12 protein-coding genes are annotated in these 15,336 nt (G+C 54.7%); 11 read left to right on the forward strand and 1 reads right to left on the reverse strand.

The window, feature by feature from the left end:
- The first annotated feature begins 23 nt into the window (after positions 1-23).
- On the forward strand, positions 24-1,688 hold the full coding sequence (locus L1I42_RS05960; RefSeq protein ID WP_236113568.1) for an NAD+ synthase: 1,665 nt from the start codon (positions 24-26) through the stop codon (positions 1,686-1,688).
- Between the two features lie 8 nt (positions 1,689-1,696).
- A complete protein-coding gene (gltX, locus tag L1I42_RS05965) occupies positions 1,697-3,028 on the forward strand; it encodes a glutamate--tRNA ligase (RefSeq protein ID WP_236113569.1) in 1,332 nt (443 codons plus the stop codon).
- On the opposite strand, the gene L1I42_RS05970 is transcribed toward gltX, so the two are convergent.
- Positions 2,973-4,061 carry a DUF2865 domain-containing protein gene (locus L1I42_RS05970; RefSeq protein WP_236113570.1) on the reverse strand — a complete coding sequence of 363 codons (1,089 nt, stop codon included), beginning with the start codon at positions 4,059-4,061 and terminating at the stop codon, positions 2,973-2,975. The genes gltX and L1I42_RS05970 overlap by 56 nt on opposite strands.
- Positions 4,062-4,237: 176 nt before the next feature.
- Here L1I42_RS05970 and L1I42_RS05975 point away from each other — a divergent pair, with 176 nt between their 5' ends.
- The 9 genes from L1I42_RS05975 to L1I42_RS06015 all read left to right on the forward strand — a co-directional run bounded on the left by L1I42_RS05975 (position 4,238) and on the right by L1I42_RS06015 (position 15,295).
- Positions 4,238-5,242: a fumarylacetoacetate hydrolase family protein gene (locus L1I42_RS05975; protein ID WP_236113571.1), complete on the forward strand. Its 1,005-nt coding sequence runs from the start codon at positions 4,238-4,240 to the stop codon at positions 5,240-5,242.
- A gap of 126 nt (positions 5,243-5,368) precedes the next feature.
- Entirely contained in the window at positions 5,369-5,914 is a 546-nt protein-coding gene (locus L1I42_RS05980) for a VOC family protein (protein WP_236113572.1), read from the forward strand.
- Positions 5,915-6,085: 171 nt separating this feature from the next.
- Positions 6,086-6,451 carry a c-type cytochrome gene (locus tag L1I42_RS05985; RefSeq protein ID WP_236113573.1) on the forward strand — a complete coding sequence of 122 codons (366 nt, stop codon included), beginning with the start codon at positions 6,086-6,088 and terminating at the stop codon, positions 6,449-6,451.
- 275 nt (positions 6,452-6,726) lie between these two features.
- On the forward strand, positions 6,727-8,169 hold the full coding sequence (gene cysS, locus L1I42_RS05990) for a cysteine--tRNA ligase (protein WP_236113574.1): 1,443 nt from the start codon (positions 6,727-6,729) through the stop codon (positions 8,167-8,169).
- Positions 8,170-8,646, forward strand: a complete 477-nt coding sequence (locus tag L1I42_RS05995; RefSeq protein WP_236113575.1) for a GFA family protein — start codon at positions 8,170-8,172, stop codon at positions 8,644-8,646.
- A gap of 3 nt (positions 8,647-8,649) precedes the next feature.
- Entirely contained in the window at positions 8,650-10,239 is a 1,590-nt protein-coding gene (cimA, locus tag L1I42_RS06000) for a citramalate synthase (RefSeq protein WP_236113576.1), read from the forward strand.
- Between the two features lie 191 nt (positions 10,240-10,430).
- The gene (locus tag L1I42_RS16350) at positions 10,431-12,908 is read left to right on the forward strand and encodes a LysM peptidoglycan-binding domain-containing protein (RefSeq protein WP_236113577.1); all 2,478 of its coding nucleotides are present in this window, start codon (positions 10,431-10,433) and stop codon (positions 12,906-12,908) included.
- Between the two features lie 141 nt (positions 12,909-13,049).
- Complete coding sequence (locus L1I42_RS06010; protein WP_236113578.1) at positions 13,050-13,379, forward strand: ArsR/SmtB family transcription factor; 330 nt, start codon at positions 13,050-13,052, stop codon at positions 13,377-13,379.
- Positions 13,379-15,295 (forward strand): ABCB family ABC transporter ATP-binding protein/permease, encoded by a 1,917-nt coding sequence (locus tag L1I42_RS06015; protein WP_236113579.1) that lies wholly within the window; start codon positions 13,379-13,381, stop codon positions 15,293-15,295. The genes L1I42_RS06010 and L1I42_RS06015 overlap by 1 nt, the downstream gene beginning before the upstream one ends.
- Positions 15,296-15,336 lie beyond the last annotated feature (41 nt).

Raw genomic sequence — 15,336 nt, forward strand, 5'->3', positions numbered from 1 at the left:
AACCTGCATGATGGACGGGCCGCGTGGCTGATAAATTGCGAATTGCACTGGCGCAACTCAACCCCACAGTTGGCGCCCTTTCCAAAAATGTTGAAAAAGGCAAAGCCGTCATAGATGAGGCGGTGAAAGCGGGTGCGGACATTTTGATGTTCCCCGAACTTTTCCCCACGGGCTATTTCCCCGAGGATTTGCTGTTCAAACCCCAGTTTGTCAAAAAGGCGATGGAAGCCGCCAAGGAATTGGCGGCCCACGGACGCGACAAGGACATTTCCTTGCTGATCCCCTCGATCTGGGTGGATAATTTCCAGCTCTATAATGCGGTGCTGTTGGCCGAAGACGGCAACATTATTGATTGGCGGGCAAAGCACGATCTCCCCAATGATGACGTCTTTTATGAAAAGCGCTATTTCACCCCCGGCAAGTTGCCCGGACCGTTCAACATTCATGACGTGCGTATCGGCGTGCCGATCTGCGAGGATGTATGGCGCAAAGATGTGGTGGAATGTCTAGCCGAAACCGGGGCGGAATTGCTGCTCTGCCCGAATGGCTCGCCCTATTGGCGCAACAAGCATGATTTGCGCATGAATGTGGTGGTGGAGCGCGTGGTGGAAAGTGGCCTGCCGATGCTCTATCTCAACCAGATTGGCGGGCAGGATGAATTGGTGTTCGACGGCGCGTCCTTCGGCGTCAATGCTGATCGTTCTCTGGCCTTTATCGGCAAAAGCTTTGAAGAAGAACTGATCATCACCGATTGGCACCGTGGTGAAACCGGCTGGGTGTGCGACACCGATAAGGCCGAGCCACTGGCCTCAAATGATGGCGCTCCATGGCGCGCCTGCGTGTTGGGCTTGCGCGATTATCTGCACAAAAACCATTTTGAAAAAGTGGTGTTGGGCCTCTCAGGCGGCATTGATTCCGCAGTGGTTGCAGCGATTGCCGTGGATGCCATCGGCGCAGAAAATGTGCACTGCATTATGCTGCCCTACAAATACACGTCCGAAGACAGTCTGAAAGACGCCAAAGACTGCGCTGAGATGTTAGGCGTGCGCTACGATGTGGTGGCTATTGGCGATGCAGTGGAAGCCGCAACCGACGCGCTGGCCCCTTTGTTTGCAGGCCTCAAGCCAGGGCTGGCGGAAGAAAATCTGCAATCGCGTATGCGCGGCACCTATTTGATGGGCGTCTCCAATAAACTCGGCTCCATGCTCATCACCACCGGCAATAAGTCGGAAATGGCTGTGGGTTACGCCACGATCTATGGCGACATGAATGGCGGCTTTAACCCGATCAAAGATCTTTATAAAATGCAGGTCTATCATCTGGCCGACTGGCGCAACCACAATATGCCGAAAAACTGCCTTGGCCCCAAGGGGAGGGTGATACCGCAACCCATCATTGAAAAAGCGCCAAGCGCCGAACTGGCACCGGATCAAAAAGACCAGGATAGCCTGCCGCCTTATCCAGTACTGGATGCGATTTTGGAAGGCTTTGTGGAAGGCGAAAAGAGCTTTGAGGAAATTGTCGGGGAGGGGCATGATCCGGAAGTGGTCGCCAAAGTGCAAAAATTGCTTTATATCGCCGAGTACAAACGTCGACAGGCCGCGCCTGGACCGAAACTGACCAAAAAGGCGTTCGGTCTGGGCCGCAAATACCCCATTACAAACGGTTTTCGCGACGAAGGAAATTAGGAAAAATTATGTCTACAGTCGTGCGATTTGCACCATCCCCAACGGGATATATTCACCTCGGCAATGCGCGCCCAGCTTTGATGAACTGGATGTTTGCGCTCAAAACAGGTGGTCAATTCATTCTGCGTTTCGACGATACAGATTTGGAGCGCTCGAAAAAAGAATATGCAGATGCCATCGAGAAAGACCTTGCCTGGCTCGGCATCAAACCGCATCGCCTGGAGCGTCAGTCAGAGCGCAAGGCCGCACACGACGCGGCCCGCGACAAGCTGATTGCCGATGGCCGCTTGTATCCCTGTTATGAGACAGCAGACGAGCTGGATCGCCGCCGCAAGCGCGCCCGCGCCATGGGACGTCCGCCGATCTATGATCGCGCCGCGCTCAAACTGACCGACGAAGAAAAAGCCGCTTTTGAAGCTGAGGGCCGCAAGCCCCACTGGCGCTTTAAGCTGGAAGGCAAAGAAGTTCATTTTGATGATGTGGTCCGCGGTGATCAGGTCGTGAACACAGACACCATGTCCGATCCTGTGCTGATCCGTGCCGATGGCTCTTACCTTTATACGTTGCCTTCTGTTGTGGACGATATCGATATGGGCGTTACCCATGTGATCCGAGGCGAAGACCACGTCACCAACACGGGTGCGCAGATTGAACTGTTTGAAGCCTTGGGCGCGACGCCGCCAACCTTCGGGCACCACAATTTGTTGACTGATGCCACTGGCGAAGGCTTCTCCAAGCGCAAGGGGTCGTTGTCCATCACCAATTTGCGGGAAGAGGGCTATGAAGCCATGGCCGTGGCACTGATCGCCATTCTCACCGGCACCAGCCAGCCCGTCGCGCCACACAACAGTCTGGAAGAGCTGGCGCAAACCTTTGACATTTCCATGGTGTCACGCAGCGCCGCCCGGTTCGATCCGGCGGAGTTGAGCAGTTTCAATGCCCGGATGGTTCATGGCATGAGCTATGAAAATGTGAAAGATCGTCTGGCGGAAATGGGCGTTAATGATGGCGAACAGCTTTGGAATGCAGTGCATGAGAACCTTGAGAAGGTGCAGGACATTCGCGATTGGCAAAAACTGGTCGCCGGACCGGTCAATCCTGTTGTTGCGAAAGAAGATAAAGATTTTATTGCCACTGCCGCCGAGCGGTTGCCCGCAGAGCCGTGGGATGAAAACACATGGTCAGCATGGACCAATGATTTGAAGGCGGAAACAGGCCGCAAGGGCAAACAATTGTTTATGCCCCTGCGCTTGGCGCTCACCGGTCAGAGCCATGGACCAGAGCTTAAGACCCTTCTCCCACTTTTGGGACGTAAGGCGTGTCTGGACCGACTATCCTAACGGTTTTATCGCCAAAATTCACAAGGCGAAGACCGGAATAAGAGCTGGCGGCAGTGACCTGAACGTTGCTGCCGCCATTTTCACGTCTTGGGTCCGGCCGTGGTAGCGGAATAAAACTGGCAGTCGTTACTTCCAATTCCAGCTTTTTGCGCGGATCGCGCCGGGGCAGGGGAAAGCTTACTTCACCAAAACTAATGATGGCTTTGGATGAATCGCCGCCCTCGGACAGTTCGATTTTGCCGTAGGTGGCGGCCTGTTGCGGCTGGCACGCCTCATCATAGACTTGGCGGTAGCGGAAGGCATTGGGACTTTCGCTATAGGGAGTGCCATTCATATCCACCATTGTCTCTGGCGAGCCGTCGGTATTGGAATAATAATAAAGCTTTACGTCACCTTGGCGAAAATTGCCCTGGCACACCGCTTGGTCGTCTGGCAAATATTCGGGCAGCGTTGAAAAGCTCACCGGCCAATAGAAGCCGTCGCACGAACGCGCGCAGACCGTGCGATATGTCTCGCGGTTATAAAGATCGTAATAGTCTTGTTCGATGATACCATTGTCATCTCGCGAGCCAAAAATGCGCTCGAATAGGGATTTGCGTTCCGGCTCACGATTATTGATGGTGCGCCCGCTATTTCGGTCCCCACAACTAAACCGGGCATATTGCTGCAACGCTTGTTCGCGCGCCTGCGCAATCTCGGCACCTTGTTGCACTTTGGCCCGCAAACTATTGAAATTGTCGCGCTCGCGCTGGATCTTGCGGCCGATTGAACGACAGGTTGAATCCAGCCGTTTACCCGCATTCAGCGCTTTTTGGCAGCCCCGACGCACAAACTGGCTTTCCCAGGCTTTTACTTCCTTTTGCTTTTCGCGCAATCCATTGTAATTTTCGCGATAGTTGCGAAAGTCGCGGTCGCGCTCGAATGACCGGATCTGCCGTTGCAGGTTACGACAGCTATCTGATTGCGCAAACGCCATTGTTTGCGGCAGCAGGACGGAAAAACAAAAGACCACAAGGGTTGCGAAGCGAAGCATAACACCGTTCATTTGTATCAAGGGCCTAACGTGAACGCCCTTTTAGACGATTTGGTGGCAAAAACTATCCGTCACTGGCAAATTTTTGTGCCAGAACCATAGTATATTCTGATTCTTAGGGTCTACACTCTAACCTAACAACAGCGACAGACGGGTGTCGCACAGCAGGGGGCAGCATGAAACTGGCAACTTTGGACAATGGCACGCGCGATGGACAATTGGCAATTGTGAGCAAAGACCTTAAGCGATGCACGTCCGCGTCCGCGATTGCTCCGAACCTTCAAAGTGCCCTTGATAGTTGGTCAGACCTCTACCCGGCGTTAGAAGATTTGAGCCGTAAACTCAATCAAGCTGATATTGCAGGCAAGGCTTTCGAGCCTCATTTGACTCTGGCCCCGTTGCCGCGAGCCTATCAATGGATTGATGCCTCCGCCTACTTGACCCATTTGCAGCGGGTGCGGGCCGCCAAGGGGTCGCTGCAAAACCCTCAGGACGAAAAGCCGATCATGTATCAGGGCGGTTCCGATCATCTGCTCGGGGCCGAACAGGATATCGAAGTGAATGGTGATGATCTGGCGCTAGATTATGAGGCGGAGATTGCCGTGATCTTGGGTGACGTGCCTAAAAACCCGACCGAAGATGAGGCGCGCAATGCCGTGCGGCTGATCACGCAGTGCAACGACGTGTCGTTGCGCCGGCTGGTGGCGGCCGATCTGCAGGACGGGTTTGGCTTTTTCCATTCCAAGCCCGCCACGGCCTTTGGCCCGGTTGTCGTCACCCCCGACGAGCTGGGGGCTGCCTGGCAGGATGGACGAGTGGCCGGGCAATTGCAGAGCCGCGTAAACGGTTTGCTCTATGGTCAGCCCCGCACCGAAAAAGAAATGGTGTTCAATTTCTATCGGCTCATTCAGGCCGCGGCCCAAACCCGGCACTTGCGTGCGGGTACCATTCTGGGCGGCGGCACCGTGGCCAACACCCATGATGAAATCCTGCCCATCTCCAGCGACGGCGTCGGCTTTTCCTGCATCGTGGAAGCCCGCATGGCCGAAAAAGCCGCCGACACCGATCAGCGCACGCCTTTCCTTAAAGATAAGGACCAGGTCTCGATTCAGTTCGTCACGGACGACGGTGACGCGCCCTTTGGCGAAATCAAACAGTCGGTCGCAGTGAAAACCGCCTGACCGTTTTATAACCCTTCAACCAAAGTCAGAGGTGGGGGCAGCAATTTGCAGTTGCATTTAGTTGCGCACGTAACTAATATGCCCATATAGTTACGAACGAAACTAATTATGGAGGGAAGAATAGAGATGAAGATCGAACAAATTCACCACGTCGCCTATCGCTGTGAGGATGCGAAAGAGACGGTGGAGTGGTACACCAAAATGCTCAATATGGATTTCGTGCTCGCCATCGCTGAAGACCATGTGCCATCCACTCACGAGCCGGACCCCTATATGCACCTGTTTCTGGATGCGGGGAACGGCAATGTGCTGGCCTTTTTTGAGTTGCCCACCAAGCCGGAAATGGGGCGCGACGAAAACACCCCAATCTGGGTGCAGCATATTGCGTTTAAGGTGAAAGACCGTGACGAACTGCTCGAGTTCAAAGATCATCTGGAGAAAAATGGCGTCGAAGTGTTGGGCGTCACCGACCACTCAATCTTCCACTCCATCTATTTCTTCGACCCCAATGGCCACCGGGTGGAGTTGGCCTGTCCCAATCCTGAAGAAGAAAAACTGCTCAAGCGTTTGGACGAGGTGAAATGGGACATGCTCGAAGAATGGTCCCGCACCAAAAAGGCGCCCAAACACGCCGACTGGCTGCACCAAAAAGAATTGGCTGACGTGTCCTAACCGGCCACGCGCAGCCTCATAAAGGCCGCATTCTTGCGGCCACCTATCACGTAAATGTGAGTGCGCGACAATCGAATTGTGCGCATTCGCCGATGCAATTGTTGTCATTCAATGGCATAATTGCGACAAATTGACATAGCAAAACCTTGCATGTGATAGGGAGAGATAAATATGAAATTCAAACTGATCGCGGTGGCCGCCACCTCAATTGCTTTGGCCATGGGCGGCGTGGCCGGCCTCAATGCACAGGAAGATGTGATTGCCGAGCGTCAGCAAGCCATGAAAGACATGGGCGCTGCCCTGAAGGCTGGCAATCCAGGTGATGTTGCGCCCTTGGCGGCCAAGTTAAAAATGCTCTTCCCTGAAGGCTCCACCAGTGCTGATTCTGAAGCCACACCGCTGATCTGGGAAGAATGGGATCAGTTTGTCGCGCTTTTCGACAAACTGGAAGCAGACTCCTTGGCTGGCGCTGGCGCGCGCGAGTTGGGCGGTACGTGTAAGGAATGCCACGACAAATATCGTGAGAAAAAGAGCTAAGCTTTTTCTACAGCAGCAAGAATTTGAGGGGAGCCGCCAGCGGCTCCCTTTTTATTTGACCAATTTTCCGTCTATAGGCTTGATTTTCTCCGCGCTTTTCGCTCAAAGTGCGCCCATGAAGCAAAACCGTAACCAAATTTGTATTATTGGCTGCATTATTATCCGCTAAATTTTAGCGGCGCGGTTTTGTATTTCCTAATTCCATGACATTGCAAAATCCTCGCCGCTGACGGCCGATTATGGCTGGCCGCAAAATCAATATTGGGCTGAGGGACATGACTGAAATTCAACTATACAACACGCTGACACGCCAAAAAGAAAAGTTCGAGCCAATCGATCCCAACAATGTGCGCATGTATGTGTGTGGCCCCACCGTTTATGATTATGCCCATATCGGTAACGGACGGTCGGCGGTTGCTTTCGATCTGTTATTCCGGTTGCTGCGTCATGTTTATGGCGCAGAAAATGTCACTTATGCCCGCAACATCACCGATGTGGACGACAAGATCAACGCCCGCGCCGCGCAGGAACATCCGGGGATGGAGCTGAATAAGGCCATTCGCGAAGTGACCGAGCGCACCGCCAATCGCTATCAGGCCGATATGCACGCCCTGGGCAATCTCGACCCGGATTTGCAGCCACGTGCAACCGACAATATCGCCGAAATGATCAAGATGATCGAAACGCTGATCGAAAAGGGTCACGCTTATCAGGCAGGCGGGGAGGTGCTTTTTGATGTCACCTCCATGGCCGACTATGGCAAATTTTCAAATCGGAATCTGGACGAGCAACAGGCTGGCGCCCGCATCGAGGTGGAAGAGCATAAGAAGAACCCCGGCGATTTCGTGCTGTGGAAGCTCTCTGATGAAAATCAACCGGGTTGGGACAGCCCTTGGGGCAACGGCCGCCCGGGCTGGCATCTGGAATGCTCGGCCATGACCGAGCGCTATCTCGGCAAAGTGTTCGACATTCATGCGGGCGGCATTGATCTGGTGTTCCCCCACCATGAAAACGAGATTGCCCAATCGCGCTGTTCGCATGGCACTGATCGCATGGCCAACTATTGGCTGCATAACGGCTTTTTGCAGATCGAAGGTGAAAAAATGTCCAAGAGCCTGGGCAATTTTTACACTATTGCTGATTTGCTGGAGACGACGAGTTTCGGCAATCGCAAATGGCCCGGCGATGTGCTGCGTCTTGGCCTGATCATGACAAATTACCGTGAGCCGATCGATTTCACCCTCAAACGGCTTGAAGAGGCGGAGAAAAACCTTAATCGCTGGAAGGCGACCAATTTGAAGCTGGGGTTGGATTTTGTGGAGGAAAACCGCGCCGAATATGAAGCGCTTGGCCCATGCTCAAAGCTGTTGGCGCATTTGGCCAACGATATGAACATGTCCGGTGTGTTGGCCGAGCTACACCGGCACGCAGGCGGCGACCGCGAACATAATGCACGGCGCTTGTTCGGCTCAATGCAATTGTTGGGTCTGGTCACTTTTGATGCCATGAAAGCCTATCAGGCGGCGCAAAATGCCGGTCCGCAACATGAGCAAGCCGACGAGATTGAAGCCAAGATTCAAGCGCGTCTGGATCATTTGAATGCCAAAGAATGGGGCGAGGCTGACGCGATCCGCGATGAGCTGACCGCCATGGGCATCAAGCTGAAAGACGGTAAAGACGAAGCGGGCAACCGCATCACCAAGTGGGAGATCGCGTAAATGTCCGAGACTATTCACACTGGAGGCTGCCAATGTGGTGCGGTGCGCTACAAAGCGCTGGGCGACGATTGTTTGTCTTCCCTTTGCCATTGTCGCATGTGCCAAAAACAGTCTGGAAGCTATTTTGGTGCGTTTGCCACTTTTGGCAACGATAAGGTGACATGGACACGGGGACAGCCGAGCTATTTCCAAAGCTCCACGGTGGCTAAGCGAGGTTTTTGCAAAGACTGCGGCACCCCGCTTACCTATGAATGGGACCGCGATGGCATTTCATTGTCGATCGGCAGCTTTGACGATCCAAACAAAGTCGCCCCCACCAAACAGCTTGACCATGCGGCACGCATCAGAAGTTTTGATCAACTGCATGAGTTGCCTATACGCCCGGAAGATCCTGACTTTCAGGCGCAACTATCTGCCATGAAAAACTTCCAGCACCCTGATTACGATACAGCCGAATGGCCCGAACGCGAGTCCTGAAATATGACCAAAGAACGCCTTTATCTTTTCGACACCACCTTGCGCGATGGGGCCCAAACGGCGGGCATCGAGTTTTCAGTTGAGGACAAGATTACCATCACCAAATTGTTGGATGATCTGGGCGTTGATTATATTGAGGGCGGCTATCCCGGCGCCAACGTGGTCGATACCGAGTTTTTCGAAAAAGACCGCACCAAAAATGCTATTTTTACCGCCTTCGGCATGACCAAACGCGCGGGCCGCTCGGTAGACAACGACCCCGGCGTTCAGGGTCTGCTCAATTCCGCTGCCAAGGCCGTTTGCTTTGTCGCCAAGGCGTGGGACAAGCAGATCGAATTGGCCATGGGCATCAGTCAGGCGGAAAATATAGATGCCATTGAGACCAGCGTTGCAGCAACCCTCGAGGCAGGCAAAGAATGCATCGTGGATTGCGAGCACTTTTTTGATGGCTATAAGTCCAACCCCGATTACGCCATCTCCTGTGCCCAGGCGGCCTTCAGGGCCGGTGCGCGTTGGGTCGTGCTGTGCGACACCAATGGCGGCACCATGCCAGACGAGATTGAAACCATCATCGAGCGGGTTAAACAAGCGGTGCCGGGTGACCATCTGGGCATCCATGTGCATAATGACACGGAACAGGCCGTCGCCAACACATTGGCGGCAGTGCGGGCCGGGGTGCGCCATGTGCAAGGCACGCTGAATGGCATTGGCGAGCGGTGCGGCAACGCCAATCTGATCTCACTGATCCCTACATTTGCGCTGAAAAAGCCATTCTGTGACCAACTTGAAATCGGCGTCGGCACCAAACAGCTTGAAAGCCTCACCACCATTTCACGCCAATTTGATGAGTTGCTGAATCGTGCGCCCGCCCGCCAAGCGCCCTACGTCGGCGCGTCGGCCTTTGCCACCAAGGCGGGTATCCATGCTTCTGCCATCTTGAAAGACCCATCATCGTACGAGCATATCGACCCGGCGCTGGTGGGCAATGAGCGGAATGTGATGGTCTCCCAGCAGGCCGGTAAGTCCAACTTGCTCTCTGTGCTTGAGCGTGTGGGCCTGACGGTCAAAAAGGACGATCCGCGACTAGATCAGCTTTTGCGCAAGGTCAAGGAACGTGAAGCCCGTGGATATTCTTATGACGGTGCGGACGCATCATTTGCCCTGCTCGCCCACCACACCTTTGGCCAATTGCCCGAATATTTCAGGGTGGAGAGCTTTCGCACCTCCGTTGAGCGACGCTACAACGCAAATGGCGAACTCATCACTATGTCCGAAGCTGTCGTAAAAATTGAAGTAGATGGCGAGTTGCTGATGTCGGTTGCTGAAGGCAATGGCCCGGTCAACGCGCTCGATTTGGCCATGCGCAAGGATCTGGGCAAATATTCAGACCGGATTGACGACCTTGAATTGGTGGATTTTAAGGTGCGTATCCTGGACGGCGGCACGGGCGCGGTCACCCGTGTACTGGTTGAATCGCGGGATAAAACTGGCGAACGCTGGTTTACCGTCGGCGTTTCACCAAATATCATTGATGCATCCTTCGAGGCACTGTATGAATCGGTGACTTATAAACTTATGAAAACCGAGTCTTGAGTGAATAGTTGGTCGTATAGGCGCCATCTTCACAAGACTAAGGGGAGGCGAAACTGGCGGAAACGGCATCTAAATCTAATCTATATGTTGCACTGGGCTTTGCGGCGGCCACAACCTTAATTGTAGGGGGCGTAGTTGCTGCCCCGGCCATCAATGCATGTACCGGGCAGGATGCTCCCTTTGTCAGTTGTGTGATCAATCAGATCACCAACCGCACACCGGTGCAGCAAAGCGCAAATGTGGCCACTGAAACGGATGAGCAGGGCGAAGCGGCAGAAGCTGACGCCGGCACTGATGAGCGGCTGGAAGCCACACCAGCAGACCAAGACACAGCGACGCAAGAAGCGGTTGAACAGATCGTGCCTGACTTTACGATTGCCCGCGCGGCGCCGGATGGTTCGGTTGTGATCGTTGGCACTGCCGATCCGGACCATGAAGTGTCCGTCCTGATTGATGGCGAAGTCGTTGGCACCACCGCGCCTGAACGCACGGGCGAATGGGTTTTTGTGCCCGCCCAACCTTTGGCCACCGGTGGCGTAGAAATCACCGTGCAGTCTGCCACACCCGATGGCGGCATCATCAAATCAGCCAAATCAGAAATTGTGCTGATCGATGAGAGCAAAAACAAAGAGCCGATCGTCATTGCGTCCGTTTCTGGCGAAGCAAGTGAAATCATTCAAGGCCTGAATGAAGAACCAGCGGCAGTCGCGGAACAGCCTGTCGAGACAGCCGAAGCCACTGGTGCCGAGGCGGAAACGGCCGATGCTGCTCCGGTTGAAACGGCGGACGCCCCAACAGCGGAAAGCGCCGAAACGGCAGAGGGCGACGTAACTGACGTGGCTGAAGCGGACATATCTGAAGAAGCGGACACCGCTGCGGAGGCGTCTGCTGAAGCTGATGCGGCCAGCGGCGACTCATCAGACGAGGAAATGGTGGTAGCTGACGCCAGCAACGCCGGAACCTCTGAGGAGATGACACAGCCCGCTACCGATGCGGATGCGACAAAATCTACGGCAGAGGAAACTGACGTGGCCTTGTCCGAGCAACCCTCAGAGGCCGAAACACCTGACCAGTCGCCGACTGAGCCAGCCGCATCAGGTGAGGAAACGCAAGTTGAATCAGAAGTTGAAGTGGCTGACTCTTCTGCTGAAGAAGCGACCGCAAGTGATTCAAATGACTCTGAAAACACCGCCGAGATGCAAGTGGCTGAGGCGGAGATGACCGCGGAGGCCAATACCGACGAACAAGCTGCTGCTGAAACAGCAGCGGACGCGCCGGTTGAAACAGACGCGCAAACCGCGGACGCTGCTCCAAGTGAAACGGCACAGGATGCCACCAGCGAAGACATGGAAGTGGCCGCGCTGGATAGCAACGAAAGCAGTGTGAGCGCCGAAGGTGAACCAGCCGAAATCGTCGATGAAGCCACCGAAGTGTTGGAAGCCATCGAAGCGTTCGTGCAGCCCACAATTGATGCCATCGAGATCGATGGGCAGCAAAACTTTATCGCGGGCGGTGGACCTGAAGGCGGCATTGTCCGATTGTATGTCGATAATGAATATGTCGCCGATGCCACCGTACAGGATGGGCGCTGGTTGGTGGAAACGGAAGAGCAAGTGCTTACCGAGCCAAGCCAGCGGGTGCGGGCAGATCTGATTGACCCGAACACTGCCAGCGTATTGGCTCGGGCCGAGGTGAATTTCGTGGTAGAGCGCATCGCCACTGCTGACGCGGAAGAGGCGACAGAAGCCACCGAAGAGACCACATCAACAGACGAGACTGCTGCGGAAACAGCGGCCACGGCAGAGGCTGATGCGGAAACCAGCGAAGCGACGATGGAAACTGCCGAGGCGGATATGGACACTAGCGCCACGGATGATCCTCAAGCAACGCCCAGCGAAACTGAAGTTGCTGAAGTGACGGAGGCACCTGTCAACGCCGAGGCACCCGCCACCGCCCAGGTCGCTGAGGCGCCCACGACGGAAGCTGACGCCACGGCCACTGTAGACATGGCCACTGCCGATGCCCCAAGTGAAGAGATGACCGAAATATCAGAGGTCACTGACGAAGCGGCAACACAAATGGCGGAAGCCGATACTGCTGAGACCAAAGCCGACAACAGCACCGCGTCAACCGAGGCAGAGAGCGCTATTGAGATGGATGTAGCAGAAGCAGCAGACAGCGCAACCGCATCTGAAGCTGAGGGGACGGCGACCCCAATGGCAGACGAGATGGCAAAAGCAGAAGCTGAGGTGACGACGGACGCGGATATGGCGGAAACTGACGCAGCGACCGATCAGGCCACCACGGAAATGGCTGAGGCTGATATGGATGCCGACAATGGTGTCGAGGCCAGCGCCGAGGACACCCTGCCGTCGACAGCCGATGCAGAACCCGCCCAAGATGCTGAGACCGGCGAAACCGAATCTGCCGACGCTGAAATCCCCACCATCACTGCGGTGCCTGTCGATGATGTGGAAGGACGGTTTGTCTCTGGCAAGGCGATTATTCGCAAGGGCGACAATTTGTGGACCATTGCCCGGCGTGTTTATGGTCGGGGTATAAAATACACCACGATTTACGAAGCCAACGCCAATGAGATCAACAATCCACATTTGATCTATCCTGGCCAAGTGTTCGATCTGCCAATAGATCAGGACATCAATAAATAAATTGCAGCTTGCAGTTTCAAACTAAACCCTTTATCGTAAAAATACGATAAAGGGTTTTCTGTTTGGCCCCGCTGACGCGCGGGTAGTCCTGTGCGACTTTTTTGCCGTTGAGCCCAATTCCTTTGTAAATGGAGTATATCCATGCGTTCGGATCCACGCGATGAAGAACTGGCAAAACTCACCCGCGCGCTGGGCCATCCGGCCCGCGTTGCAATTCTGCGCTATCTAACGCAGCAAAAAACCCCGTGTTGCGGCGATGTCACCACCTGCATCGATCTGGCCCAATCCACGGTGTCCCAGCACCTCAAAGTGCTTTTGGAAGCGGGCTTGATCGAACGAAAAGGGCAGGGCACTAAGAATTGCTATTCCATCTGTGTCGAGCCCTTCGAGCAGTTGAAGGCCGGGATTGATCAGATCCTGTCCGACCATCGCACCGCCACCCAAAAGCAAAAAGCGAGTACCCCGAGCTAATGGCAGATAATCAAGCCGATCAAAACAAGAAACAAACCGTCAGCGCCGAAGAAGGCGATGTCATCACGACGGTGAAAAATCTCTGGCCCTATATGTGGCCCAGCGATCGTCCCGAACTCAAAATGCGCGTTGTGCTCGCCATTGTGGCCCTTTTGGCCGCCAAAGGGGCCGAGGCGCTGGTGCCGCTCGCATATAAAGGCGTTGTGGATATTCTGGGCCAGCCCGATGGCATGGAAACCGCCATGTGGATCGGCCTGTCCCTGCCCATCATTCTGGTGATCGGCTATGGTATCGGCTCGATCCTTGAAAGCGGCTTTATGCAGCTTCGCGACGTGCTGTTTGCTCGTGTGGGGCAACATGCCGTGCGCCAATTGGCCCATCGCACCTTTAACCATTTGCACGCCCTTAGCCTGCGTTATCACTTGCAGCGCCGCACCGGCGGCCTCTCGCGGGTGATTGAACGGGGCACCAAAGGCATTGAAACCATTGTGCGTTTCACCATGCTCAACACCGCGCCAACCCTGGTGCAGTTCTTGATCATCTCCACCATTTTCACGCTGGCTTTTGGCTTTAGCTATCTGGCGGTGCTGGTGATCACCATTTGGGGCTATCTCTACTTTACCATCAAGGCCTCCAACTGGCGGATCGGCATTCGCCGCGCCATGAATGACAGTGATACGGACGCCAATTCCAAGGCGATCGATAGCCTGCTGAATTTTGAAACTGTCAAATATTTCGGCAATGAAGAAATGGAAGCACGCCGGTTTGACGGGGCAATGGCCACCTATGAACGCGCCGCCACCCGCATGTGGACGTCGCTTGGCTTCTTAAACTTCGGTCAGGCGGTCATTTTCTGGGTCGGCATGATCGTGATTTCCATCATGTCCGTCACCGGCGTGATGTCTGGCGATCTGAGCGTTGGCGATTTTGTGCTGATCAATATGTATATGATGCAGATTTATCGACCCCTCAACTTTATCGGCTTTGTTTATCGCGAAATCCGTCAGGGCCTCACTGACATCGAAAACATGTTCCACCTGCTGGATCAGGACGCTGAGATCGAAGACAAGCCCGATGCCAAACCGCTTAAGGTGGAGGGCCCGGTGCTCACATTCAACGATGTGAAGTTCCACTATGATGCAGACCGGGAAATCCTCAAAGGCATCAGCTTTGAAGTGCCAGCGGGCAAAACCATCGCCGTGGTGGGCCCCTCCGGTGCGGGTAAATCCACCATCTCCCGCCTGATCTATCGCTTCTATGATGTCATCGAAGGCAGCGTGGAGATTGACGGGCAAGATGTGCGCGACGTGACCCAGAAATCGCTCCGTGCTGCCGTAGGCATGGTGCCGCAAGACACAGTGCTGTTTAACGATTCCATCGAATATAACATCCGTTATGGCCGCCCTGACGCAACTGAAAACGAGGTGCGTGAAGCTGCACAACTGGCGCAAATTGCAGACTTTATTGAAGGCCTGCCTGATGGCTACAACACCCAGGTGGGCGAACGGGGCCTCAAACTGTCCGGCGGTGAGAAGCAACGCGTGGCCATCGCCCGCACCATCCTGAAAAGCCCGCCCATCCTCATCCTTGATGAGGCGACTTCGGCGCTCGACACCCAAACCGAGCAGGAAATCCAGTCCGCGCTGGATGCCGTTTCGCAGGGGCGCACCACGCTGGTCATCGCCCACCGTCTGTCCACCGTTGTCAATGCCGACGAGATCATCGTGCTGCGCGATGGCAAAATCGCCGAGCGCGGCAACCACGAAAATCTCTTGGCGCAAGACGGCCTCTACGCCCAAATGTGGAACCGTCAGCGCGAAGTGGACGAAGCCGGCGAACGCCTCCGCCGCGCCCGCGAAAGCGCCGGCAGCGAAGGCTTTATCACGGTGAAGAAGGATGAAGAGCCTGCTGAGTAAGTCAAGCAGGTCACCCCAAATTTAACGCACAAAAAAACGGC

Source organism: Maritalea mediterranea (genome assembly GCF_021568695.1).
Taxonomy (GTDB): Bacteria; Pseudomonadota; Alphaproteobacteria; order Rhizobiales; family Devosiaceae; genus Maritalea; species Maritalea mediterranea.

What these genes read in the sequence shown, in the direction of transcription:
- L1I42_RS05985 (WP_236113573.1), top strand. Translation starts at nt 6,086, where the DNA reads ATGAAATTCAAACTGATCGCGGTGGCCGCCACCTCAATTGCTTTGGCC.
- gltX (WP_236113569.1), top strand. Translation starts at nt 1,697, where the DNA reads ATGTCTACAGTCGTGCGATTTGCACCATCCCCAACGGGATATATTCAC.
- L1I42_RS05980 (WP_236113572.1), top strand. Translation starts at nt 5,369, where the DNA reads ATGAAGATCGAACAAATTCACCACGTCGCCTATCGCTGTGAGGATGCG.
- cysS (WP_236113574.1), top strand. Translation starts at nt 6,727, where the DNA reads ATGACTGAAATTCAACTATACAACACGCTGACACGCCAAAAAGAAAAG.
- L1I42_RS06010 (WP_236113578.1), top strand. Translation starts at nt 13,050, where the DNA reads ATGCGTTCGGATCCACGCGATGAAGAACTGGCAAAACTCACCCGCGCG.
- L1I42_RS05975 (WP_236113571.1), top strand. Translation starts at nt 4,238, where the DNA reads ATGAAACTGGCAACTTTGGACAATGGCACGCGCGATGGACAATTGGCA.
- L1I42_RS05970 (WP_236113570.1), bottom strand. Translation starts at nt 4,061, where the DNA reads ATGCTTCGCTTCGCAACCCTTGTGGTCTTTTGTTTTTCCGTCCTGCTG.
- L1I42_RS05995 (WP_236113575.1), top strand. Translation starts at nt 8,170, where the DNA reads ATGTCCGAGACTATTCACACTGGAGGCTGCCAATGTGGTGCGGTGCGC.
- L1I42_RS06015 (WP_236113579.1), top strand. Translation starts at nt 13,379, where the DNA reads ATGGCAGATAATCAAGCCGATCAAAACAAGAAACAAACCGTCAGCGCC.
- cimA (WP_236113576.1), top strand. Translation starts at nt 8,650, where the DNA reads ATGACCAAAGAACGCCTTTATCTTTTCGACACCACCTTGCGCGATGGG.